Raw genomic sequence first — 21,577 nt, forward strand, 5'->3', positions numbered from 1 at the left:
ACTTAGAGAACTTTGGCGCGCGCGCCGATCTTTACGTACACGTCCTCGGCCGAATCGGCGGCCGCCTTCGAAATTCGAAAGAACTCCGTGTAGTCGTGGCCGTCCAGTTCGCGATGTTGCTGCAGCAGCGTGGTTACGTTCTCTTTGAGCTGCCGAACAGTGCCGCGAAGAATGATCAGCTGCTTCGTGATCACCGCGTCTCGCACGTCCTGCAGGGAAACGTCGGAGAGGATGTGCAGCAGGTCGTCCAGCACCGACCGGTCAAAGTACACATTGCCTTCCGCAATGTCGTAGATGTGTTGCCGGGTGCTAAGTCGATCACGCACGCTTTGAAGCACAAACTGCGCATAGTGGGCGATCTGTGCAGCGACTTCGGCGGATTGTCTTTTGACGACGCGATGTTCCCTCGTCTGGACAAAAATGGCGATTCCCGCGCTGGCCAAGATAGCCAAAGTGGCCGCAGCTGCTTGAATCCAAGCCGCCGCATCGGCGCTCGTCACCGGAGCGAACGTCGTCGTACTTGGCGCGAACATGATGGCAAAGGCCCCCACGGCGGCGAGAAATCCGAGGCCGCCAAGGCCGAGGGCCAGCAGCACGAATATCGCGGGTTTTTTCATTGGCCGTCTCCTCACGCGGAGCACCATCGTAGCTCAATGAAGGGGCGGGAATGCTTCCGAAACGCCCCTTAATCCGCTACCACGGCGGCAAATGGCGGTTGGCTCCCTGGATCATCCAGCACCTGCCGCCACACCGAGTCTATGTCGAACCCTTCGCGGGCGGCGCCAGCGTCCTTTTGCGCAAGCCGCGTGCGTACGCCGAGGTCTACAACGATCTGGACGGCGAAATCGTGAATCTGTTCCGCGTAGCACGCGACGACGGCGAGCGCCTGGCGCGCGCTTGCGAACTCACGCCCTTCGCCCGGGCGGAGTTCGACGCTGCCTACGATCCCGCCGATGACCCTCTGGAACAGGCCAGGCGGACGGTTTTTCGTAGCTTCTCGGGCTTCGGGTCCGCAGCTGTCACTGGGCAGTCCAGCGGGTTTCGATCAAACAGTAATAGGTCTGGCACAACGCCTGCGCATGACTGGATGAGCTACCCAGATTGCCTGCGCCTTGCCATCCAACGGCTGCGCGGCGTGGTGATCGAAAACCGCGACGCCATCGACTGCATGACCCGCCACGATGGCCCAGAGACGTTGCACTACGTCGATCCGCCTTATGTCCATTCGACACGCTCATTCCGCACCAGGGCGCATTCGTATCGGCATGAGCTAACCGACGAACAGCACGAGGAGCTGGCCGGCGTCTTGCATGGTCTATCCGGTCTGGTCGTGCTGAGCGGATACCGCTGCGATCTCTACGACCGCCTCTACGCCGGCTGGACGCGCATCGACGGCCGGTCGCACGCGGATGGCGCTCGGCCGCGCATCGAATCCTTGTGGTTGTCGCCTTCCATCCCGAGGGGGACACTTTTTTCAACGGAGGGCACATGACTGTGTTGCAGTTGCCCGACCCTCTCACTCCCCGGGACTGCGATCTGCGGGATTTCGCGTTCATGCCCCTGGACGTCCTGCGGTTGCGCGACAGTGACCTTGCAGTGAAGGCAGACGGTGAGGCCTTCCGTTGTGCCGTGCTCCTGTGGTGCGCGTCTTGGCACCAGGTACCGGCCGCGAGCCTGCCGGACGACAACGACGTCCTGGCGCAGTTAGCTGGCTTTGGCCGTGTCGCGAAAGAATGGATGCGTCATCGTGAAGGCGCGCTGCGGGGCTGGGTGAAATGTGCGGATGGTCGACTGTATCACCCCGTCGTCGCTGAGAAGGCGGTCGAGGCTTGGCGCGCCAAGATGGTCCAGCGCTGGAAAACCGAATGCGCCCGGATCAAGAAGCACAACCAGCGACACGAAACCAGCCATCCTGTCCCTGACCTAGATGAATGGCTGTCTCTCGGTTGTCCCCAGGGACAACCCCTGTTCGTCCGAGGGACAGGTGCCGATGTCCCCAAGGAAAGGCCTAACGGTCCATTGGGACACCCCCCGGATGTCCCTCGGGAAACGCACTCCAAGGGACAGGGAGAGGGACAGGGACAGTATTTAAAAGAAAAAGAAGCAGCGGCGGCGTCTCTCGCGCGCGCACCCGCTGGCGAAGCCGCGTCCACGCCGCCGCCGCTCGATTCCGACAAGACCCTGGAGGAAAGGGCTGTGGCGGTGGCTGTCTGGCTGCGCCGCAAGGAGCAAGCTCGAGGAAAGCAGCCACGCGGCACGAACGGCAGCGACCCGCGGATTGCGGCCTGGGTCGAGGCCGGCGCCACCGGCCTGCAGCTGGCCGAGGCCTATGACCTGGCCGTGCTGGACCGCCAGGCCACCAGCGACGCTGGGCCCATTACGCCCGGCTTCCTGGACGTCTTCGTCGCGAAGGTGCTGAACCCGCCAAAGGGCGAGAGTGCCGTGAACGGCAAGCCACGGCAGGCCGCGGCGACGGATCCACTGGCCTGGGCCACGACCGCGTCGGGAATCACTGCCAAGGGCGAGGAGCTGGGCATCGCGCAGGACCCGGGCGAAATCTTCCCCGCGTTCAAAGCGCGAGTGCATGCGGCTGCAGGCCTGACCGAATCCGATCGCGCCCGACTGCTGGCCGACTACGGGGTGCGCACATGACGGCCACCGTGCAGTGCGTTGCCTGCGAGCGCTTCTCGCTGCGCCACCACGCCGGCATGGCCGCGCAAGGCTTGGGCCGGTGCCTCGACATGACCGACCGGCCGGGCACGTTTGTGAGCCCGGCGTTTCCCCGGCAATGCCGGAACCATGAACCTGCGCCGGCGGACAAGACCGCGGCGCGTATCCAATGGCTGCGCGAGCTGCGCAGCGAGGGAGCCCGATGACCACGCAATCTCACAGCCTCGTGCTGCCGTATCCGATCAGCGCCAACCGCTACTGGGCGAGCAGGACGGTCAAGCCGCGCGGCGGCGGCAAGTCGTTCACCACGACTTACGTGACGCCAGAGGCCAAGAACTACAAGGCCGAAGTCGCGGAGTTGGCCAGGGTCTGCGGCATTCGCCAGCCGATCCCGGGTCGAGTGCGAGTGGATTTCGTTCTGTACCCGAATCGGCCGCAGGACTGGAAAACGCGTCAGCGCAAGATGGGTGCCGCTTGGGACGACTCCGTTCAATGTCTGGACCTGGACAACACGCAGAAAGTTGTCATGGACAGCCTCAAGGACGTGGTGTTTCTCGATGATGCCTGGGTCCGAGAAATTCACGCTCGTCGCGCTGAGCCAGACGAGCAGGGCGCGCGTCTGGAAGTGACCGTGACGTCGCTGCTGGCCCACAACCCGCAGGCCATTCTGTTCGGTGCGGAGGCGGCAGCATGAGCACACGCGAACGCAATGCCGAAATCACGCGCCGACGGCTGGCTGGTGAGCGTCCTTCGGATCTGGGCCTGGAGTTCGGCATCACTCCGGAGCGAGTCTGGCAAATAGTGCAGGCCGAGCAGCGCCGGCAGCGCGGTGAGCCGCCGGCCCGGCGCCAACGTGGCGTGGCCCCGACTGTCCCCCTGGAACCCCCCCGGCGAGCCGAGCCGTTCGCGGTTCGTCCGCGCCTGCGCAAGGCTGCATCGGGACTGTGGGAGTGCAGTTGCGGACAGGTGGCGCGTGCGGCTGCCTCGCCTGCCGATGCGTACAGCCGGTGGCTGACCGCTTCGATCGCGGATGCGCAGCCCAAAGCGCAGCCTCCGGTGCCCCCCACGCCGCCCGCAGCGCCAAAGACTGAGGACGAAGTTTCCCGCGCGATCGCCGGCTACCGCGGCGACGTCGAAATCGTCAAAGGCGCGCCGGCTCGCAAGCCGCTGTCCTTCGCGTCGCGTCTCGGCCTGAACCTGGAGCGCGTCGGCCAGGCCCAGCCGCCGGTGCAGAGCCTGGCAGGTGCGCGCAGCCCTCGCAACGGCGGGTTTCATGACCAGGAATGACCAGCTGGCCCGGCAGGCCGGCGCACGAATTTTTCTCGATTGCCAGGAGCGCACAGTGTCCGAACCGCTATTCAAGGGTGCCCACCAGGCGCTCACGTACGCCTTCAACTACTCCAGCGGCACGCTGGACCGGCCGGCCATGGTGAAGATGGCCGACCGCACGCCGCGCACCGGCCGCGGCCTGGCTGGCGTCGACGGCGCAGCACAGGCGGGCTTCATTCTGCGTGAACTGCAAGCGCTGTCGCCGCTGCACCAGCGGATCGTCGAGGCCGCATTTCTGCCGCAGACCACACCGTGCCCGTGCTGCCACAGCGCCGTCTGGAACGCCGAATGGCTGCAGTCCGTACGAATCGTCTCGGATGCAGCCATGGGCGCCGGCGTGCTGGCGGGGCACCTCGTGCACCGCGTCGTCCGTGATGGGCTTGTGATGCGGTACTTCGCCACCAAGGCGAACCGGCCGCGCATCGTGCTGGCGGACCTGGCCAGCAAGGCCGGGATAAGCGAGCGCACCGTCACCGACCAAAACGGGAAAATTACGCTGTGGTTGCGCGGTGCCCGCCTGGTGCGCAAAGGGCGCGGCGAGTACGACGAAGGGAAGAAGGGCGAGGAGGCGAGGGCGATGGAGCAGGTAGAGGCCGTGCTGCGCCAAGCCGAAATCGTGGGCGAGTTGGTTGCCGCCGGTTGACAATTGCGGATTGGACCCGCAAAATCCGCGTCATTCTGTCACTGGTGCTCAGTGCGTCTAAAGCCCCGCCGGCAAGCCGAGCGGGGTTTTTTGTTCACATGCTGCAGCGAATCATGCCTATCAAGCCGAAGCAGGGGTAGGCGGTGTATGTCTTCCAGGCAAGGCACCCCGCGGCGGCGAACGTCATCAGGATGGGAAATCCCAACTCCAACGAAGGCCAATCCAATCGGTAGCGCGCCTGCACGAGTTGCCAGGCGTAGACGAATTGTCGCGTCTTTGAGAGTTTGAAATAGACCGGTTTGTGAACCACATCGGTCCATACCGCCCCTTCCCGCGAGTTTTCGACAGCGGTTGCCCAGGACCCCAAAAAGATGCCACTTCTTTCGTCCCGCCACTCGATCAGCGGTGTTGGGTCGTCTGCGAGCACGGTATGAGTGGGCGGCAGTTGGTTGCTTGTGATTTTCAATCCTTTCGGTGGCGCTTTAAGGAAAATCGCAGCTCGAAGTTCCTTCGACACAAAATGCAGTTGTTGTTGGGCCACTTTCTGGCGATGGTCCATAAGCCATTCCGCGTATGCCTTCGCGACCTTTGGGGACAGCGCGAAGCGGACAAGTAAATACCCCAACACTGCGCCTAGGCACGCAAGACCTACCCATGGAGGAGCATTGCTTGTCAGGGATATGCCCAACACATTATGCGTGATTGATAGGTCGAATACTGTGGAAGCGATGATCGCGGTGCAGTAGGCCATTAGGTTCCGCCGCGTTTTATCTTCAACGTCATCTAGGTTCACGTTCACTTTTCTCAGGACAAGATAATCCGCGAGTGTATTGCGTTGCGCCTTTTTCTCCATTATTGAGCTATGAAGACATCGAAGAAGTCTGCGCGGTCGAAACGTGCCCTTTCGACCGCCGCTCGCCGCGTGGTGTCTGCGGATAGCCCGTTGTCGCCGCAGCAGCGGCGCTTCGTGGATGAGTTCGCCGCCGGTGGCTTCACGAACCAGACGAAGGCGTACGAGGCGGCTTATCGGGCAAGGGGTGCGGCAGCGGTTAGCGGCGCGTCGCGCTTGTTGAACCAGGCTAACGTTGCGGCTGCGGTGCAGGCCATGCGCGACAAGCTTTCGGCACAGCTGGAGGTCACCGCCAAGCGGGTCCTCGCGGAATGGGTGGCAATGGGCTTTTACGACCCGGCCGACTTGGTCGTGACCGAGGCCGACGGCACGGTCCGCGACATCACCAGCCCGCGCGACCTGAAGCTGCTGCCGGAGCAAGTGCGGCGCTGCGTCATTGGCTGGTCCTGGGACCGCAACGGCAACTTCACGCTCAAGCTGGCACCCAAAACGCCCAACCTGGAGCTGATCGGGCGTCACCTGGGAATGTTCGTGGAGCGCAAGGAGCTGCGCGTGGGCGATCTGGACAAAAAATCCGACGCCGAGCTGGATGCGGCGATCGCGCAGGCGGCACAGGAAATCGCTCAGGCCGAAGGCGTCCCGGTAGAAAAGGTCCTTGCCCAGCTGCGCGCGGCAGGCGCCGGCACCGGGCCCACGATGCACTGATGTCGAATCCGCGGTTGATGCTGGCCAGGGCGTTGCAGGAGCGCGCCTGGCGCGCCAAGCGCAACCGGCTCAAGTACTACCGGCCTTACGTGAAACAGAGGGAGTTCCACGCACAGGGCGCCGCATACCGCGAGCGCCTTTTTTCCGCCGGCAACCAGCTAGGCAAGACGTACTCGGGCGCGTACGAGACGGCCATGCACTTGACCGGGCGCTATCCGGACTGGTGGGAAGGCAAGGTTTTCCAGAAGCCCACGGCCGGCTGGGCGGCCTCGGTCTCTGCGGCGCTGACGCGGGACGGTATGCAGCGCCTGTTGTTGGGCCGACCCGGGGTCGAGAGCGATCGCGGCACGGGCGCCATCCCGGCCGATGCCATCAAGGAAGTGGCGCCGCTTGCGGGTGTGCCGGGCGCGGTGTCCATAATCGTGGTGCGCCACGGCGGCGGCGGCGACGTGCAGGCCGGCGAGAGCGTGCTGGGCTTCCGGAACTACGAGCAGGGCCGGGCGAAGTTCCAGGCGGAAACGCTCGATTTCGTATGGCTGGACGAGGAGCCGCCGCACGACATCTACATGGAGGCCATCACCCGGACCAACACCACGCTGGGCCCGGTGTACATGACCTTCACGCCCCTGATGGGCATGTCGGCGACGGTGAAGCGGTTCCTGATCGACAAGCACACCGGCACGGTCGTGGTGTTCATGGGCATCTACGATGCCGAGCACTACACCCGCGAGCAGGCCGACGCGATCCTGGCCAGCTACCCGGACCACGAGCGGGAGGCGCGCGCCTACGGCAAGCCGGTCCTGGGCTCCGGCGCGGTTTTCCCGGTGCCGGAATCCAGCATCGTGGTGCCGCCGTTCAACATCCCAGACAGCTGGCCACGCATCTGCGGCCTGGATCTTGGCTGGGATCACCCCACGGCCGGCGCCTGGCTGGCCCACAACCTGGACGCCGATATCGTCTACGTGTACGACGTCTACGCCGAGAGAAAGCAGCCGGTGTCCGTGCATGCCAGCGCGATCAAGGCCCGCGGCAAGTGGATCCCGGTTGCATGGCCGCATGATGCCCTGCAGGCGCAGAAGGACACCGGCATTCCGATGCGGGATGCGTACCTGGCGCAGGAAGTGGCGATGCTGCCCGAGCGCGCACAGTTCGAGGATGGTTCGAACGGCGTGGAAGCCGGCATCCAGATCATGCTGGACCGAATGATGACCGGCCGGTTCAAGGTGTTTTCGCACCTGGAATTGTGGCTTTCCGAGTACCGCACCTATCACCGCAAGGACGGCGCCATCGTGAAGATCGACGACGACGTCATATCCGCATCGCGCTACGGCGTGATGTCCCTGCGCTTCGCAGTCAACAACGTGCCCTCAAACTTCAAACGACACCGGGAATCCTGGCGCGCATGAACACTTCCGTTACCGGCTTTCGCCTCCTCGATGGCAGCGACGGCGCGACTGCGCACGCCCGCGATCAGGCGCCGGCCGAACCCGGCGCGCTGTCCGTGTCCCAGCTTGAGCGCTGGCTGGACGAGATCCGCGATCAGCCCAGCTGGCGCCGCGAGGCGGACAAGGCCTGCGACTACTACGACGGCAACCAGCTCGATGCGGAGACGCTGGCGCGCCTGGACGAGAAGGGCTTGGGCCCGTTGGTCACCAATCTCATCCAACCCACGGTGAACGCCGTGCTTGGCATGGAGGCCAAGACCAGAACCGACTGGCGCGTGGGCGCCGACGATGACCGGTACCAGGACGTCGCCGAGGCGCTTTCGGCCAAGATGCACGAGACGGAACGCGAAGCCCAGGCGGATACGGCCACGTCGGACGCGTACGCCAGCCAGATCAAGGCCGGCTTTGGAGTCGTGGAGGTCTCGCGCAACAGCAACCCGTTCAACTACCCGTACCGCGTTACGAGCGTGCCGCGGTCGGAGATTTATTGGGATTGGCGCAGCCGCGCCCTGGACTGGAGCGACGCGCGGTACGTCGTGCGCAAGAAGCGGTACGACGCCGACCACATCGCCGCGTTCTTTCCTGAGCACCGGGAAATGATCTTGGCCGCCTCCAACTGGCGGGACTGGACGGATCACCTGACGAACGAAGCCCGCATGTCCGCGGACTTCTTCAATTCCCTCGGGCAGGGCACGCGCACGACCTGGGATGACCTGGACTGGCGCGACGTTGAGCGCCGCGTGGTGACGTGCTTTGAGGTCTGGTACCGGGTCTGGGTGCGCGGCCTGGTGCTGGTGCTGCCCGGCGGACGCACACTTGAGTTCAACGAGCAGAACCAGGTTCATCGCGCGCTGGTCGCGTCGGGCGCCGTTCAGCCCAAGCTGGCCGTCTTCGACAAGATCCGCTGCGCCTTTCACATCGGCCCGATCCGCGTACTGGACCGGGGCTCCAACCGCCGCACGTTTCCGTACATCCCGTTCTTCGGCTACCGGGAGGACCTGACGGGTGTGCCCTACGGGATCATCCGGGCGATGCTGTCGCCCCAGGACGAGGTCAACGCCCGCGCCGCTCGCATGATGTGGCTGCTCAACAGCCGCCGTACGTTCATCGACTCGGACGCCCTGGACGAGAAGTACAACACGATGAGCGATGCCAACCGTGAGCTGGGCCGCGCGGACGCCTTCATCGTGACCAATCCCAGGGCGGCCAAGGGCAACATCAAGGTCGAAAGCAACTTCGAGTTGTCCCAGCAGCAGTTCCAGATCATGCAGGAGCGCAAGCAAGCGATCCAGGAGGCTGCCGGCGTGTACGCGGCCATGATGGGCCAGCAGTCCAACGCCAGCTCCGGCCTGGCCATCCAGTCGCTGGTAGAGCAGGGCGTCACCACGCTGGCCAAGATCAACGACAACTACCGGGTGGCCCGTCGCGGCGTGGGCAACGCGCTGCTGGATCTGATCAAAGAGGACATGACCAACCAGGCGGAAATCCTGGTGGACAACGGGACGGTCAAACGCAAGGTGGTGGTGAACATCCCTCGCAAGGATCCCGTCACCGGGGAGGCCTATAAGGAGAACGACGTGCAGACGGCGCCGGTCAAGGTCGCGCTGTCTGACGTGCCGAGCACGCCCACCTACCGCGCTCAGCAGTTCGCAGCGTTCTCGGAAATCCTGAAATCCATGCCGCCAAACATGCAGGCGCTGCTGATTCCCTTCGCGCTCGAAATGTCTGACTTCGGCAAGCGCAAGGAAATGGCGGCGTTCCTTCGCGCGCAGCTGGGCATCCAGGCCGATCCGAACTCACCGGAGGCCCAGGCGGCCCAGGAGCAGGCCGCCCAGGCCGCGAACGCTCAAGCCGAGGCGGCAATGCAAGACGCGCAATCCAAGATCGCCGAGCGGCAGGCCCGCACCGAAAAGCTGCTGGCAGAGGCCGAGCGCATCCGCCGGGAAGCGGGAGCGGCGGGGGACGCCGACACGGTGGGCCAGGTGGACGGCGTGCTGGCGCGCTACGAAAGCGAAATGCAGGCGCTGCGCCAGCAGTTGGCCGACCGCACAGCCGAATTGCAGACCCGCCTGCAGCAGACCGCTATGCATGAAGACGCCGAGACAGAGCGGGCGCGCATCCGCGCCGAGGCGCAGACCGGCGGCGCACAGATGCAAGAGCGGTTCCAGCAGCTGACCGACGAGGTCGACCAGGTCCTGGCACGGCTGGGCACTCGCCAGCCAACGACCGCATAGCGCACTGATTCGAATTCCCAGCCCAGGGACACGGGCAACCACAGGCCCCCGCCGAGCAATCGTCGGGGGCTTTTTCGTTTCAACCCACGGACCTATCCGAGAACTAGGAGCAGGAAGAGATGAGCACGGAAAACACGACGGACAATCCCATCGAAAACCTCGATGCGGTCTTGCGCGACCCCCTCAGCTTGTCGGATGACGCGCTGGCGGCGCTGGTAGGTGGGCAGGAAGCCACCACAGGCGCCGGCACGACGACGTCCGACGATGACGCCGCGGCGAATGCTGGCGGCAAACCCCAGGGCGATATCAGCGGTGCAGCGCCCGGCACCAGTGAGGACGGGACGCAACATGAGGCCGCCGCTGCGCCGCAGCAGGGCGACGCCGTTGTGCAGGCGAAGGACGGCAAGCACGTCATCCCGTACCAAGTGCTGCAGCAGGAGCGCGAGCGCGCTATCCGCGCTGAGCAGATGGTGCGGGATCTGACCGCGAAGCTGGAACTGGACCAGGCCGCCGCCCAACAGGGCAAGGCGACCAAGTCGCTCGATCTGAATGAGATCGTCGACGAGCAGCTGTTGGAACAGCTGCGCGAAGAAGCTCCCGACGTCGCCAACCGGATGGACAACCTGATCGCCTTGGCCAAGCGCCTGAGCGACCAGGTGGACGCCGGCCGGCCCGCCGCCGAGGAAGCGGAAACCGCGCGGCGTGAGCTGCAGGTGCAAGCGCTGGTGTCCGTCGAGGACACCATCGTGTCCATTCCCAAGCTTGCCCACCTCCGTGCCACCGCCCCGGCCGAATTCAACGAAGTCGCCGCCATCGACACCATGCTGCGCGCCAAGCCTGCATGGAAGGACAAGCCGCTCGAGAAGCGGTTCGGTGCTGCGCTTCGTATGTACGAAGCCGAAAACGGCGAGATCGAGCTGCCCGACCAGGCCAAGGCCCCGCCGGGGCAGCAGCCAGCCGATCAAGCCGCACGCGTTGCGAGCGCAGTCGCGAAAGCGACCGCCGAAGCATCGGGGCCTTCCACGCTTTCCGATATCCCGGGCGGCCAGCCGGCCGCCGCGTCCGCGACCGACGCAATGACGGCCTTGTCGGGCAGCGCCCTGACGGACCATTTCATGAATCTGTCGCCGGACGAAATCGAAGCGCAGCTGGCGCGCCTCTCTTCGTAAATCCCACGAACTGGAGGCAATATGTCCCAAACTACTGTTCCCGTTGGCTCGCCGCTCGCGCGCAAGGTTTTCGGCGCGGCGCTGTTTGCCAACACCCAACGTCAGCCCTCGCTGATGAACAACTTGACCGGCGCGGCGCCGAAGCAGTCGGCGGCCGAGGCGAAGCTGAAAGGCCAGACCAGCCCGGATATGCCCTTGGTCCGCGTGACCGACCTGACGAAGTCGCAGGGCGATCAGGTCAGCGTCGACCTCATCAACCAGACCGGCGGCAAGCCCATCATGGGCGACAAGCAGGCCGAGGGCAAAGGCGAGCGCCTGGATATGTCCAGCATGGACATCCGCATCGACCTGGCCACGAAGGTGGTGGATGCTGGCGGCAAGATGACCCAGCAGCGAACCGTGCACAACCTGCGCGGCCTGGCGATGGCGAACCTGCAGGGCTGGTTCCGCCGCTTCAACGACCAGTCCACGATCGTGCACCTGGCGGGCACGCGTGGTTCGCAAGTGGGCACGGACTGGGTGGTGCCCATGGCGAGCGATCCGGATTTCGGCGAAATCATGATCAACCCCGTCAAGGCGCCGACCTACAACCGCCACTGGGTGGCCGATGGTACGTCGCTGGTGCAGGGCGGCCAGGGCCTGGGCTCGATCGACACCACGGACACGTTCAAGCTGGAGCACCTGGACCACCTGGGCGCGATCATCGACGACATGGAGTTCAAGCTCCAGCCGATCAAGATCGCGGGCGACGCCGCTGCCGACGACGAGCCGCTGTACCTGTTGCTGGTCACGAACCGCATGTGGCAGAGCATCCTGACCAACACCGCGGCCAACAGCCTGCAATGGCGCACGTTCCTGCAGAATGCCTGGAACCGTGCGTCGTCATTCACCGGCCCTAAGAAGCACCCCCTGTTCACGGGCGAGGCCGGCATCTGGCACAACATCCTGGTGCGCAAGATGGACCGCGCCATCCGCCTGAACCCGGGCGATTCGGTCCAGTACTGCACCCAGGCCGGCCAGGCCACCGCCGCTGAGGCCTCCGTCACGATCCCGACCCTCCAGCCGGGCTACAGCGTCGATCGCGGCATGCTGCTGGGCGCGCAGGCACTTGCCCACGTCTACGGTAAGAACCAGGGCTCCGACACCTACGCCAACTGGATGGAGAACCGCTACAACTTCGAGCGCAATCTCGAAGTGGCGGGTGAAGTCATGTGCGGCAAGGCCAAGCTGCGCTTCTCCGTTCCCGACGCGCGCGGCAACAAGATCCCGACGGACCACGGCGTGATGGTGCTCGACACCGTCGTCAACCTCAACACCTGATCGGTGGCGGGCGGCCGGGAAGGCCGCCTGCTCCGGTGGAACTGGAGAAATTCATGGATCGCTACTCTCCCGACTACAACGCGAAGCCTCTGCACACGCAGGCCTTCGGCAATGCCTGGGTGGAAACCTACGGCTATCGCAACGCCGCAGCTGTGGGCGACAAGGTGTACCTGGGCGTCATCCCCGCTGGCGTCGTTGTGACCGCGCTGCGCTTGGTTGCCGACGCGGCCGGCGCGGGCGTCAAGGTTGATCTGGGCTTCGAGCCCTACGACGCCTCTGACGGCCCGCTCGCCGACCCGGACGCCTGGCTCGCGGGCGCCGATATCGCCACGGCGGGCAATGTGGACTCCAAGGCCCATCCCATCCTGTTCAAGCGCCCGGTCAAGTTGGTCGCGACGATCAGCGGTGCGGCAGTCACCGGCACGCCGCAGCTGACGGCCGTGGTCAACGGTCAGATGGTCGGCGTCGCCTAAGCCCATTTCGGGCTGTCTCGCCGCACCAAGCGGCGTTCGGGGCCGGGCGGGTGACCGTCTGGCCCCATTTTTTGGAGTTCCCCATGGAACAGGACAATCCGATCCCGATCATGTACATCGGGTCGAAGGCTCAGAAGAAAGACACGGTGGCGGGCACCGGTCTGGTGTGGGAGCGCGGGCAGATTCACTTTGTGCCGCCGCTGATCGCCATCAAGCTGACGCCCTACAAGGACGTCTGGCGCGAAGCCTGGGACGAGGCGGAAGACAACCCGGCCAGCGTCGGCCTGGTCCTCACGACCCAGCAACACGCCGGCGCCCCGCGGTCGGCCGAGCAAAGCCAGGTCCCCCCGTTCAATATGCCGAACCTGCAGGGCATGAAAAAGGAAGACCTCCAGACGTTCGCCCTGGGGCAATTCAACCATCAGCTGGACGGCGCCCTGAAGAAGGACGAAATGATCCAGCAGATCGTCAGCCTGGCCAACTCCCGCGCGGCGGGTGAGCCCACCTAATGGCTGCCCTCGCAGACTTCGAGCGGTTCGTGCTGCCGCTGGTGGAAGGCGCGCCGGCCCCGGCGGTTGAGGATGCCATCCTGGATGCTGCCGTCGAATTCTGCACACGCACGCGTTTGCTGCGCGCCTTTCTGGACCCGCTGACGCTGGTTCCGGGCACGACCGAATACGAGCTGGATGCGCCCGAGGCGGACACGCAGATTGTCGATGTCACCGGCGCCTGGCTTCCCGAGGGCCAGATTGACCCGGCGACCCGGCCCGAACTCGAGGAGTTGTTCCCGGCGGGATGGGCTTGGCGCCAGGTTGGTACGACGGCTGAGGTGAGCCGCTTCTATTGCCGCCTGCCTGGCTTCGTCCAGCTGGTGCCGGCGGTGTCGGTCAAGGCGCCAAGAGCGCTGCGCCTGGAAGTCGCGTACGCACCGACGCGCACCTCGCGCGATTTGCCCGACGTGCTGCTCAACCGCTACGCCGAGCAGCTGGCCAGCGGTGCGCTGGCGCGCCTGCACCAGCACAAGGCCGGGTATGCAGACTCGGGCCGAGCGGCCGCCTATCTAACCGCCTTCGATCAGATATGCAGCGCCCTGGCGGATGAGGGTGCCCGCGGGTTTGCCAAGCGGCGCATGCGCACGGGTGGAGACGAATTCCGATGAAAGTGGCCGATGTGCTGGACCGCGCGCGGACGATCTTGCAGGACGCGGACGCCGTGTATTGGGAGGACGACGAGCTGCCGAAGTGGCTGAGCGACGCCCGCCTAGAGGCGTACAGGCTGCGCCCCGATATCTTCGAGGCGTCTGAGGACTTCACCTGCGCCGAGGGTGCGCGGCAGAAATTACCGAGCGGTGCTCGGCTGCTGTTCGATGTGCCGCGAAACATATCCGCCAAGCGGCAGCGAGCTGTGACGGTGGCGGACGCCGGCGCGCTCGGCCGCGTGCGGCCCAACTGGCGCAGCCTGGCACCGGCCCAGGAGATCCGCCACTTCCTGTACGACGAACGCAGTCCCGGCCAGTTTGAGGTGTACCCGCCCGCGCGTGCCGGAGTGGTCATCGAACTGTCGTACGCCAAGCTGCCCGCCGCCGTGACCAAGGACATGGGTAATCAGGACCTGGCGCCGGAAGGCGAGTATGCGCCGGCCCTGTTGGATTACGTCCTGTACCGGGCCTTCCTGAAGGAAGCCGACACCGTCCCCGCGTTCCACCAGCGTGCGGCGCAGCACCTGGCCGCGTGCCACTCCACCCTGACCGGCGACGTCACCGCGAAGGCGATGACCAGCCCCAACGAGCAGAAATAGCGATGGCTACAACCAAAATCCGCCTGGTGCAGGGGGACACCGCCCCACAACTACAGTTGTCGCTGACCGACCAGCGCACGCGGCAGGCGATCGATCTTTCTACGCCCGGCACCACGGCACGCATGCTGTTCCGCGAGGTAGGCGCCGACGCTGTCAAGGACACGATGCCCTGTTTTCCGATTGCGGGCTACGTGGACCCCGAATCGGGAGAGGTGGACTTCCGACCTCCGTATGACGTGGCGGGCCGGGGCGGCCGCCTAGCGATGGACTGGTCGGAGACTGCGTTGGATACCGCCGGCGAGTTCGAGGGGGAGGTGGAGGTGATATTTCCCGACGGACGAATCCAGACCGCCTTCGCCATCCTGAAATTCCAGGTCCGGGAGCAGTTCTAGCGTGACCGGCCCAGTACACATCGAACACGAGATCGTCGCCGCGACCGTCGACGCCTCGGGCACGGTGGTGGCCCGGGTGGACGCCGTGACCGATCCGTTGGGCCTGAATCCCATCCTCCGGGACATGGGGCTGGCAGCCGAGTACTTCAACCTGGTTCGGACGCTCAACCGCCAGGATCTGGCGGCAGCCGTCGATTGGCACGGCGTAGGTGTGGTCGGGCAGCGCCGTGATGCTGCGGCTGCTACGGACGTGGTCGGTGCCGGCGTGGCCTTCGGCCACCGCGATGTCACGGGCGCGCGTGACGTGTTCGAACTTGCCTTCGTGCAGCGGTCGGTCGGTGCGTCGACGGATTGGATACACCAACAAATCCGCAGCATTCGATTTGACGCGGCGGTGGCTGTCGATGTTCTGGCGTTGGCGTTGGCACGCGAACGCCGCGATGCGGCCGCAGCGCATGACTTCGGCCAGGTCGTGCTGCAGAACTATGCCCTTGACTACGCCGACGATTACGTGGGCGATGCCACTTCCTTCTGAAAGGACCTATCCATGAGCAACATGCAGAACAACTCCGGCGCCTTGTGCCGCGGCGATCTCGAAATCATCGCCTATCGCGGGCGCACGGGGAAAATCGAGCGCTTCCTGATTAAGAACCTGTTCACCGACGACGGCCTGGCCTACCTTGCCGCGAGAGCCGCTGGCGAAGGCCTCGACGTCATCTCCCATATGGCTCTCGGCATCGGTGCCGCGCCCGCGGCGGGGACCGACCAGGCGCTGGTGTCGGAGATCCCGGGCAGCCGTGTGGCCGTGACAATCTCGGGTTCTGGCGCTCAACGCTTGTACTCGGCGACCTTTGGCGAAGGCGTCGGCTCTGGGCCAGTGACCGAGGCAGGCCTGTTCAATGACCCCGTGGGCGGCATTCTGACGAACCGGTCGGTATTCGGGGTGAAGAACAAAGAGCCCGAGGACATTTTCACCATCAACTGGACGCTCGCCAACCAGCGCGGATAACGAAATGGCCCGTCTATTTACGCTTCGCCGCAACCTTGCGCGGCTGCTCACCTGGGGTGAGGTCGACGACAATTTCGTCAATGTCGCCACGGATTTCTCGGGATCCGTGGACCCAGCGGGTCTGGATGGTGCGCACGTGCTTCCGTTCATGCGGTGGGCGGACACAGGCACGGGTTGGCTTCGGCGTCGGAATGGAGCCAATGATGCTTGGATTAACGAACAGCGCCTGCTTCGCAATTCGCTTGCCGTCTTCCAAGCGGACGAGGTGCCCACGCAGGACGTTGGGCCAATCTGTATCGTCGGAAAGGGATACGCAGAATGGGATGCCGCCGGCGGGGGCTATCGGATGCAGTCCGGTCAGCGCGTTGGAACTCCCGATTGGTGGCCGCTGCGAGCGAGCGTTCCGGCCGGTCAATTCCCACTTGATGGTCAGACGATTTCGCGTGCGATCGCTCCGGATCTGACGGCGATGGTACTGGCGGGCACTCTGCCCATCGTGACCGAAGCGGACTGGCTCGCGGATCCATCAAAGCGCGGCTGCTACACGTTGGGCGACGGGTCCACCACGATTCGTTTGCCTGACTTCAACGGCAAATCGGCCGGCTCCCTGGGCGCCGTTTTCCGACGCGGCGATGGCACGTTGTCAACCGGCATCGCCGGCCAGATTCAACGGGATGCGCTCCAGAACATTGCAGGCACCTTCGATGCAGGCTGGGGAGCACTGCTGGGTCGTCTCGCTTACGACCCAAACGGCGCTAACCCTCAAGGACCGGTGCGGCTCAATTTGGGCGCGGGTGCCGGTCGCGTTATCAATTCGGATCCCCGACCTGGCTACAGTGATTACGTCGTCAATTACACGTTTGACGCGTCGTTGGTTGCACGCACGGCGACCGAAACCCGCGGTCTGAACGTCACGGGCGTATGGACTGTGCACGCGTTCGGCACTGTGCAGAATCCTGGCTCCGCCGACCTGGCGCAGCTTGCAACGGACTACGGTGTGTTGAACGCCGCATTCCAGTCCACCAAGTCCAAGCTTGACACGCTGTGGGACGGGACTACGTTCAACTTGATGCCGGGAGGTCGATTCATTCTGGGCAACTTCGACGGTGCGCACACTGCGACCACGACAAGCTTCCGGCAAGGTCAACCGTCCACCTCGGTCACCTACTTGCCCGTCGTGCCGCCTGTTGGCGGTGTTGCCGCATACACGATCCACCGAAGTGCCGCTGATGCCAACAGCAAATTTCTGGCGATGGGCGTTGACGGAAACTCCAACTTTGCGGACATCACTTTCAGCCGACACGGGTCGGCCGCGGCGCTTTCCGCCCTCCGCTTTATTTCGGCCGCCACGGAGTGTGGCCGCGTCTACAACGACGGTTCGTGGACGCTAGGCCTGCACGTGGGGGCGGTCGCCGCGAATGCGCAAAGCCGTGTCAGCTTTGCTGGTGCGTCAGTCCAGTGGGGGCTTCTTATGTGCCCCCGGGCAAACGACGGCGCAGCCATTGCGTTCCAGAACTCGGGGGGCGGTCTCGTTGGATCCATCGTTACGTCGGCCACGGCCACGGCGTTCAACACATCCTCGGACTACCGGCTGAAGACTGTCACGGGCGACGCCAACCGCGCCGACGCACTTGCTCGCATCCTTCGTGTGAGCATTCGAGAATTCATATGGAAGGCAGATGGCCGACCGGACCGGGGCGTCCTTGCGCATGAATTGGCTGACTCGCACCCGAACGCAGTAAGTGGCGAGAAGGACGCCATGTTTACCATGCCGGGGTTCGAGGACCAGATCATGCCTCAGAGCGTGGACTATTCGAAGCTGGTTCCCGATCTCGTCCTGGCCGTGCAGGCGATGCAGGGGCAGATTGACGCATTGACCGCGCGGCTTGCCGAATCGGGCGGAAACCAGGACGCCTGATGCCGGTCTTGAATGAGTGGCAGTCCATAGTGGCCAAACGGGCCTGAAAACAGGAGAAAGAATGGCTGAACCTACCAGCACGGTCGGCGCCGCGGTGGCCACCGCGTCCGGCGTCCTATTCGCGGCCCTGCTTCCCGGCATCGACAGCGGCGCGCTAATCGGTGCATTCGCGGGCGCGGCGGTGTTTATGATGCACAGCCGCGAGCTGGGCGTGGTGCGGCGGCTTGTTTACGGCATGGTTTCGTGGCTGCTTGGCTACTTCGGAGCTGGCGAAGTGAGCCGTTTGACCGGTGTGAACGAGACGGTGATTACCGGCTTTGTCGCCGCGGCAGTCGCTGTGACCATTGCCGTCACAGCCATCGAACGGATCAAAACGTTCGATATCTCGGTGCTTTGGAAACGGGGAGGCTGATATGCACGTGTCCGCACTCACGATCGGAATGTCGGGCCACCATTTGGTGGCCCTTCTTTTTGTGGCCGTAAATCTCGGCACGGCTGGCCGGCTGATCTGCTATCGGAGAAAGGGCGCAAGGTATCGCCCAGGCATGTCTGCGATCGCATACCTGTTGGCGGTCTTCACGGGCGGTCAAGGACTGGACGTCTTGATTCGCCAGGGTCAGTTTGGCCCGTGGGTTGGGGGCGTCTCGCTCTGGCAATTGGGCATTGCGGTGCTGCTGGCGATCCTGGTGTTCCGCGCCCGCGGTAACGTCGCCGCAATCGGCAAGCCGGCCCGGGCGCAACTGCGATGAGAGAGGCGATCAAGGCGTTCACCGGCATGCTGCCGCGCGTCGAACCGCACCTGCTGCCTGCGGGTGCCAGCCAGGATGCGCTGAACGCAAACCTGCAGCGCGGCTCCCTCGTCCCGTTCAAGGAGCCGATCAAGGTGGCCGACCTGGCCAAGGTCGGCTCGAAGCTGGCCATCTATCGGTTCGGGCGATCCATCGACGACGACGCGCGGTACTGGTTCCACTGGCTCAACGACACGGATGTCGCGCGCGGTGCGATCCCCGACGACGCGCAGGAGCGCACGTACTTCGCCGAAGCCGGCCAGCCGCCACGGGTGACCGATTCCACCATGGCGACAGCGGACGAACTGATGCCCACGGCCTGGTACCGGCTGGGAATCCCGGCCCCCACCTCACGCGCCACGGTGACCATCTCGGAGCAGCCAGACCCGCCCTCAAACCTCGAGCGGCAATCTTGCCTGCTGGCCTACACCTTCGTCTCGGCCTGGGGCGAAGAGGGCCCGCCCAACGAAGTGAGCGACCCTTTTGACGCCGCGACGGCGGACACCCTAAACGTCATCAATTTGGAGGGGCCGCCGGCGGGGGAATACAACATCACGCTCAAACGGCTGTACCTCTCCACGACGGACGCGAGCGGTACCGCGATCCTCCGGTTCTGGAAGGAGATTCCCGCCGGCGCAGTGACGTTCAGCGACGAGGTCGATTTCACGATGCTCGGCGAGGCCTTGCCCGAACGCGCGCTGGTGCCGCCGCCGGAGGACCTGTTCGGTCTGATGGACCATCCTGCTGGATTCATGATCGGCTTTTCCGGAAAGCGGGTCTACCGGTCAGAAGTCTTCAAGCCATTCGGTTGGCCCTACTACTCGCCCGTAGCGGACGAGATTGTGGGCGGGGCCGTTATGGGACAGGCCACGGTCGTATGCACCAAGGGCGACACTTACCTGGCGACCCAGGCAGATCCGGTCACGCTGACGCCGGTGCGCCTGGATGGCAACCAGCCGTGCGTCTCCAAGCGTTCGATCCGAGCATTCAAGGGCGGCGTGGTCTATGCGTCTCCGGACGGCTTGGTCATGGTCGATCAGACGGGCGGTATCGGCTTGGTCACCGAGGAGCTGCTGACGCGCGAGCAATGGCAAACCTACAGGCCGGAATCGATGCACGCCAACGTCCATGACAACCGGCTATTTTGCTGGTTCGATACCGGCGCCAGCCGGGGCGGGCTGATTTTCGATCTGACCCAAGGGGCCATGTCCATGACCCGCACAGACGTCTACGCGACGGCGTCCTTTGCCGACGGCCGCCGGGACGAACTGTTCCTGGCGCTGCCCGATGGCGACGTGCATAAGTGGGACGGCGGGGCGCTCCCCCTGGCCATGCGCTGCGTCAGCAAAAAATACTTGCTCGAGCGGGCGCAGAACATCGGCGCTGCGCAGGTCGTGGCGGCGGCATATCCCGTTACCTTCCGGCTTCGTGCCGTGATTGAGGCGGTCGGCGGCGCGCGCGAGGTGGTTGTTGAGCACGTCGTGCGCAGCGGCCGGCCGTTTCGGCTTCGCGGCAATTACCGGGCGCGCAGCTACGAATTCACGGTGGAGGGCACCGCGGCGATCACAGAAGTCACGGTGGCGTCGACCTTGGGTAACGTGACGGCGGTCTGAGCATGGCGACTTCTCAACGATCCGGCCTCCGCTACACGGACTTGCCGGCGATCGAGACCGCCCAGCTGCCGGGCAACCCGGCGGCCACGCGCGCGCTGGAACAGATGCGGATGACACTTGCCACGCGCTTCGGCCAGGGCAGCCAGATGGTCGATCGTGCCGTCACGTGGGGCGACCTGGTGGAAAACGGCATCGTCACGATGCGCGGCGCGGACGGCAAGCCGATCCTGATCAAGAACCCGGGCGGCACATTCCAGCCCAGCACGCCGCCCGTCATCGACGGAATCCCGCCTGCGCCCACGGGGTTCACCGTCACGCCTGCCCTGGGAGCCGTGGTGCTGGAGTGGGACAAGCCGAACTTCGCCTACTTCGGTTACGCCGAAATTTTCCGGGGAACCACGGACAACCAGGCGCAAGCGCTCAGCGTAGGCCAGACGACAGGTTGGGTCTACGCCGATCCGGTTGGCGGGGACGCCGCGGTCACCTATTTCTATTGGGTCCGGTTTGTCTCGGTGGGCGGGAAGGTGGGCCCGTTCAATGCCGTGGGCGGGACGTCCGGCGCGGTGTCGCTGGACCCCGCCTACCTGATCGACGTCCTGGCAGCGGACGGCGACCCCAAGGCGCTGCTCTACGAAATCCACGAGCCCACTGAAATAAACGGCGTGCCGGTTCCTCCAGGCATCTATATCCGGAACCTGTACGTCGCCAATGGCTCGATCAGCACGCTGCAGTTGGGCAACGCCGCCATCACGGACGCCAAGGTGGCGTCCCTGTCCGCGGCCAAGGTGACATTCGGAGAGATGAGCGGCGATCGGATCGCGGTCAACAGCCTGAACGCAGATCGCCTCACGGTGGCATCGCTATCTGCACGCCTGGCCGTCATCACCGACGCGTACGTCAAGACGGCCAACATCCAGGACGCGGCTATCACCAATGCCAAGATCGCCAACCTGAGCGCCGACAAGATCACCGCCGGCGTCTTGAACGCGGCCCGTATCGCTGGCGGATCCATCACGGCGGACAAGCTGAACGTCACGTCACTGTCCGCCATTACCGCGACGATCGGTCTGTTGCGCACGGCGGTCAGCGGTGCCCGCCTGGAGATTCGCGACAACCTCTTGCTGGTGTTCGATGCGGCCAACGTCCTGCGCGTGCGGCTGGGGATCTGGTAATGCCGGCGGGAGTGGAGACGTATGGCCCCAACGGGGCAGTGCTGACGTCT

The 21,577-nt window shown here is 64.7% G+C and carries 25 protein-coding genes; 23 read left to right on the plus strand and 2 right to left on the minus strand.

Annotated elements, in window-relative coordinates; genetic code table 11:
• Window positions 1–2 precede the first annotated feature (2 nt).
• Complete coding sequence (locus RT614_RS00520) at window positions 3–617, minus strand: hypothetical protein (RefSeq protein ID WP_313619526.1); 615 nt, start codon at window positions 615–617, stop codon at window positions 3–5.
• Window positions 618–667: 50 nt separating this feature from the next.
• On the opposite strand from RT614_RS00520, the gene RT614_RS00525 reads away from it, so the two are divergent.
• Genes RT614_RS00525 through RT614_RS00550 form a run of 6 tightly spaced genes read left to right on the plus strand, consistent with a single transcriptional unit; the run spans window position 668 to window position 4,642 of the window.
• Complete coding sequence (locus RT614_RS00525; RefSeq protein ID WP_313619528.1) at window positions 668–1,492, plus strand: DNA adenine methylase; 825 nt, start codon at window positions 668–670, stop codon at window positions 1,490–1,492.
• Entirely contained in the window at window positions 1,489–2,652 is a 1,164-nt protein-coding gene (locus RT614_RS00530; RefSeq protein WP_313619530.1) for a DUF1376 domain-containing protein, read from the plus strand. The genes RT614_RS00525 and RT614_RS00530 overlap by 4 nt, the downstream gene beginning before the upstream one ends.
• Window positions 2,649–2,876 (plus strand): hypothetical protein, encoded by a 228-nt coding sequence (locus RT614_RS00535; protein ID WP_313619532.1) that lies wholly within the window; start codon window positions 2,649–2,651, stop codon window positions 2,874–2,876. Before RT614_RS00530 ends, RT614_RS00535 begins: the two co-directional genes overlap by 4 nt.
• Window positions 2,873–3,364, plus strand: a complete 492-nt coding sequence (locus tag RT614_RS00540; RefSeq protein WP_313619534.1) for a RusA family crossover junction endodeoxyribonuclease — start codon at window positions 2,873–2,875, stop codon at window positions 3,362–3,364. Before RT614_RS00535 ends, RT614_RS00540 begins: the two co-directional genes overlap by 4 nt.
• Entirely contained in the window at window positions 3,361–3,957 is a 597-nt protein-coding gene (locus tag RT614_RS00545; protein ID WP_313619536.1) for a hypothetical protein, read from the plus strand. The genes RT614_RS00540 and RT614_RS00545 overlap by 4 nt, the downstream gene beginning before the upstream one ends.
• Window positions 3,944–4,642, plus strand: a complete 699-nt coding sequence (locus RT614_RS00550; RefSeq protein WP_313619538.1) for a hypothetical protein — start codon at window positions 3,944–3,946, stop codon at window positions 4,640–4,642. Before RT614_RS00545 ends, RT614_RS00550 begins: the two co-directional genes overlap by 14 nt.
• 94 nt (window positions 4,643–4,736) lie before the next feature.
• Here the strand turns inward: RT614_RS00550 and RT614_RS00555 are convergent, their stop codons facing one another.
• Complete coding sequence (locus RT614_RS00555; protein ID WP_313619540.1) at window positions 4,737–5,201, minus strand: hypothetical protein; 465 nt, start codon at window positions 5,199–5,201, stop codon at window positions 4,737–4,739.
• 303 nt (window positions 5,202–5,504) lie between these two features.
• On the opposite strand from RT614_RS00555, the gene RT614_RS00560 reads away from it, so the two are divergent.
• The 17 genes from RT614_RS00560 to RT614_RS00640 all read left to right on the plus strand — a co-directional run bounded on the left by RT614_RS00560 (window position 5,505) and on the right by RT614_RS00640 (window position 21,527).
• The gene (locus tag RT614_RS00560; protein ID WP_313619542.1) at window positions 5,505–6,197 is read left to right on the plus strand and encodes a terminase small subunit; all 693 of its coding nucleotides are present in this window, start codon (window positions 5,505–5,507) and stop codon (window positions 6,195–6,197) included.
• Window positions 6,197–7,603 (plus strand): terminase large subunit domain-containing protein, encoded by a 1,407-nt coding sequence (locus RT614_RS00565; RefSeq protein WP_313619544.1) that lies wholly within the window; start codon window positions 6,197–6,199, stop codon window positions 7,601–7,603. Before RT614_RS00560 ends, RT614_RS00565 begins: the two co-directional genes overlap by 1 nt.
• Window positions 7,600–9,876, plus strand: coding sequence for a hypothetical protein (locus RT614_RS00570; RefSeq protein ID WP_313619545.1), 2,277 nt, complete (start codon window positions 7,600–7,602; stop codon window positions 9,874–9,876). The genes RT614_RS00565 and RT614_RS00570 overlap by 4 nt, the downstream gene beginning before the upstream one ends.
• Before the next feature lie 119 nt (window positions 9,877–9,995).
• The gene (locus tag RT614_RS00575) at window positions 9,996–11,045 is read left to right on the plus strand and encodes a hypothetical protein (protein WP_313619546.1); all 1,050 of its coding nucleotides are present in this window, start codon (window positions 9,996–9,998) and stop codon (window positions 11,043–11,045) included.
• A 21-nt stretch (window positions 11,046–11,066) separates the two neighbouring features.
• A complete protein-coding gene (locus tag RT614_RS00580) occupies window positions 11,067–12,365 on the plus strand; it encodes a DUF4043 family protein (protein ID WP_313619548.1) in 1,299 nt (432 codons plus the stop codon).
• 53 nt (window positions 12,366–12,418) lie between these two features.
• On the plus strand, window positions 12,419–12,838 hold the full coding sequence (locus RT614_RS00585) for a hypothetical protein (protein WP_313619550.1): 420 nt from the start codon (window positions 12,419–12,421) through the stop codon (window positions 12,836–12,838).
• An 83-nt stretch (window positions 12,839–12,921) separates the two neighbouring features.
• On the plus strand, window positions 12,922–13,347 hold the full coding sequence (locus tag RT614_RS00590; protein WP_313619551.1) for a hypothetical protein: 426 nt from the start codon (window positions 12,922–12,924) through the stop codon (window positions 13,345–13,347).
• Window positions 13,347–13,997: a hypothetical protein gene (locus tag RT614_RS00595; RefSeq protein WP_313619553.1), complete on the plus strand. Its 651-nt coding sequence runs from the start codon at window positions 13,347–13,349 to the stop codon at window positions 13,995–13,997. Before RT614_RS00590 ends, RT614_RS00595 begins: the two co-directional genes overlap by 1 nt.
• Entirely contained in the window at window positions 13,994–14,635 is a 642-nt protein-coding gene (locus RT614_RS00600) for a DUF6682 family protein (RefSeq protein WP_313619555.1), read from the plus strand. Before RT614_RS00595 ends, RT614_RS00600 begins: the two co-directional genes overlap by 4 nt.
• Before the next feature lie 2 nt (window positions 14,636–14,637).
• Entirely contained in the window at window positions 14,638–15,027 is a 390-nt protein-coding gene (locus RT614_RS00605) for a hypothetical protein (RefSeq protein ID WP_313619556.1), read from the plus strand.
• A 1-nt stretch (window position 15,028) separates the two neighbouring features.
• A complete protein-coding gene (locus RT614_RS00610; protein ID WP_313619558.1) occupies window positions 15,029–15,562 on the plus strand; it encodes a hypothetical protein in 534 nt (177 codons plus the stop codon).
• Between the two features lie 12 nt (window positions 15,563–15,574).
• Window positions 15,575–16,036, plus strand: a complete 462-nt coding sequence (locus RT614_RS00615) for a hypothetical protein (protein ID WP_313619560.1) — start codon at window positions 15,575–15,577, stop codon at window positions 16,034–16,036.
• Window positions 16,037–16,040: 4 nt separating this feature from the next.
• A complete protein-coding gene (locus RT614_RS00620) occupies window positions 16,041–17,954 on the plus strand; it encodes a tail fiber domain-containing protein (protein WP_313619561.1) in 1,914 nt (637 codons plus the stop codon).
• Window positions 17,955–18,015: 61 nt separating this feature from the next.
• Complete coding sequence (locus tag RT614_RS00625; RefSeq protein ID WP_313619563.1) at window positions 18,016–18,366, plus strand: putative holin; 351 nt, start codon at window positions 18,016–18,018, stop codon at window positions 18,364–18,366.
• A 28-nt stretch (window positions 18,367–18,394) separates the two neighbouring features.
• Window positions 18,395–18,703 (plus strand): phage holin family protein, encoded by a 309-nt coding sequence (locus RT614_RS00630; protein ID WP_313620618.1) that lies wholly within the window; start codon window positions 18,395–18,397, stop codon window positions 18,701–18,703.
• A complete protein-coding gene (locus RT614_RS00635) occupies window positions 18,700–20,355 on the plus strand; it encodes a hypothetical protein (protein WP_313619565.1) in 1,656 nt (551 codons plus the stop codon). Before RT614_RS00630 ends, RT614_RS00635 begins: the two co-directional genes overlap by 4 nt.
• Window positions 20,356–20,357: 2 nt before the next feature.
• On the plus strand, window positions 20,358–21,527 hold the full coding sequence (locus RT614_RS00640; protein WP_313619566.1) for a hypothetical protein: 1,170 nt from the start codon (window positions 20,358–20,360) through the stop codon (window positions 21,525–21,527).
• Window positions 21,528–21,577: the final 50 nt, after the last annotated feature.

This window comes from Achromobacter sp., assembly GCF_032102605.1.
In the GTDB taxonomy this organism is placed as follows: Bacteria; Pseudomonadota; Gammaproteobacteria; order Burkholderiales; family Burkholderiaceae_B; genus Achromobacter.

Excerpts from the sequence above, each read along its gene's own strand:
- RT614_RS00595 (WP_313619553.1), top strand. The coding sequence starts at position 13,347 with ATGGCTGCCCTCGCAGACTTCGAGCGGTTCGTGCTGCCGCTGGTGGAA.
- RT614_RS00540 (WP_313619534.1), top strand. The coding sequence starts at position 2,873 with ATGACCACGCAATCTCACAGCCTCGTGCTGCCGTATCCGATCAGCGCC.
- RT614_RS00575 (WP_313619546.1), top strand. The coding sequence starts at position 9,996 with ATGAGCACGGAAAACACGACGGACAATCCCATCGAAAACCTCGATGCG.
- RT614_RS00630 (WP_313620618.1), top strand. The coding sequence starts at position 18,395 with ATGTCGGGCCACCATTTGGTGGCCCTTCTTTTTGTGGCCGTAAATCTC.
- RT614_RS00580 (WP_313619548.1), top strand. The coding sequence starts at position 11,067 with ATGTCCCAAACTACTGTTCCCGTTGGCTCGCCGCTCGCGCGCAAGGTT.
- RT614_RS00530 (WP_313619530.1), top strand. The coding sequence starts at position 1,489 with ATGACTGTGTTGCAGTTGCCCGACCCTCTCACTCCCCGGGACTGCGAT.
- RT614_RS00605 (WP_313619556.1), top strand. The coding sequence starts at position 14,638 with ATGGCTACAACCAAAATCCGCCTGGTGCAGGGGGACACCGCCCCACAA.
- RT614_RS00535 (WP_313619532.1), top strand. The coding sequence starts at position 2,649 with ATGACGGCCACCGTGCAGTGCGTTGCCTGCGAGCGCTTCTCGCTGCGC.
- RT614_RS00560 (WP_313619542.1), top strand. The coding sequence starts at position 5,505 with ATGAAGACATCGAAGAAGTCTGCGCGGTCGAAACGTGCCCTTTCGACC.
- RT614_RS00585 (WP_313619550.1), top strand. The coding sequence starts at position 12,419 with ATGGATCGCTACTCTCCCGACTACAACGCGAAGCCTCTGCACACGCAG.
- RT614_RS00550 (WP_313619538.1), top strand. The coding sequence starts at position 3,944 with ATGACCAGGAATGACCAGCTGGCCCGGCAGGCCGGCGCACGAATTTTT.
- RT614_RS00565 (WP_313619544.1), top strand. The coding sequence starts at position 6,197 with ATGTCGAATCCGCGGTTGATGCTGGCCAGGGCGTTGCAGGAGCGCGCC.
- RT614_RS00570 (WP_313619545.1), top strand. The coding sequence starts at position 7,600 with ATGAACACTTCCGTTACCGGCTTTCGCCTCCTCGATGGCAGCGACGGC.
- RT614_RS00620 (WP_313619561.1), top strand. The coding sequence starts at position 16,041 with ATGGCCCGTCTATTTACGCTTCGCCGCAACCTTGCGCGGCTGCTCACC.
- RT614_RS00555 (WP_313619540.1), bottom strand. The coding sequence starts at position 5,201 with ATGGACCATCGCCAGAAAGTGGCCCAACAACAACTGCATTTTGTGTCG.
- RT614_RS00600 (WP_313619555.1), top strand. The coding sequence starts at position 13,994 with ATGAAAGTGGCCGATGTGCTGGACCGCGCGCGGACGATCTTGCAGGAC.
- RT614_RS00640 (WP_313619566.1), top strand. The coding sequence starts at position 20,358 with ATGGCGACTTCTCAACGATCCGGCCTCCGCTACACGGACTTGCCGGCG.
- RT614_RS00625 (WP_313619563.1), top strand. The coding sequence starts at position 18,016 with ATGGCTGAACCTACCAGCACGGTCGGCGCCGCGGTGGCCACCGCGTCC.
- RT614_RS00545 (WP_313619536.1), top strand. The coding sequence starts at position 3,361 with ATGAGCACACGCGAACGCAATGCCGAAATCACGCGCCGACGGCTGGCT.
- RT614_RS00520 (WP_313619526.1), bottom strand. The coding sequence starts at position 617 with ATGAAAAAACCCGCGATATTCGTGCTGCTGGCCCTCGGCCTTGGCGGC.
- RT614_RS00615 (WP_313619560.1), top strand. The coding sequence starts at position 15,575 with ATGAGCAACATGCAGAACAACTCCGGCGCCTTGTGCCGCGGCGATCTC.
- RT614_RS00635 (WP_313619565.1), top strand. The coding sequence starts at position 18,700 with ATGAGAGAGGCGATCAAGGCGTTCACCGGCATGCTGCCGCGCGTCGAA.
- RT614_RS00525 (WP_313619528.1), top strand. The coding sequence starts at position 668 with ATGCTTCCGAAACGCCCCTTAATCCGCTACCACGGCGGCAAATGGCGG.
- RT614_RS00590 (WP_313619551.1), top strand. The coding sequence starts at position 12,922 with ATGGAACAGGACAATCCGATCCCGATCATGTACATCGGGTCGAAGGCT.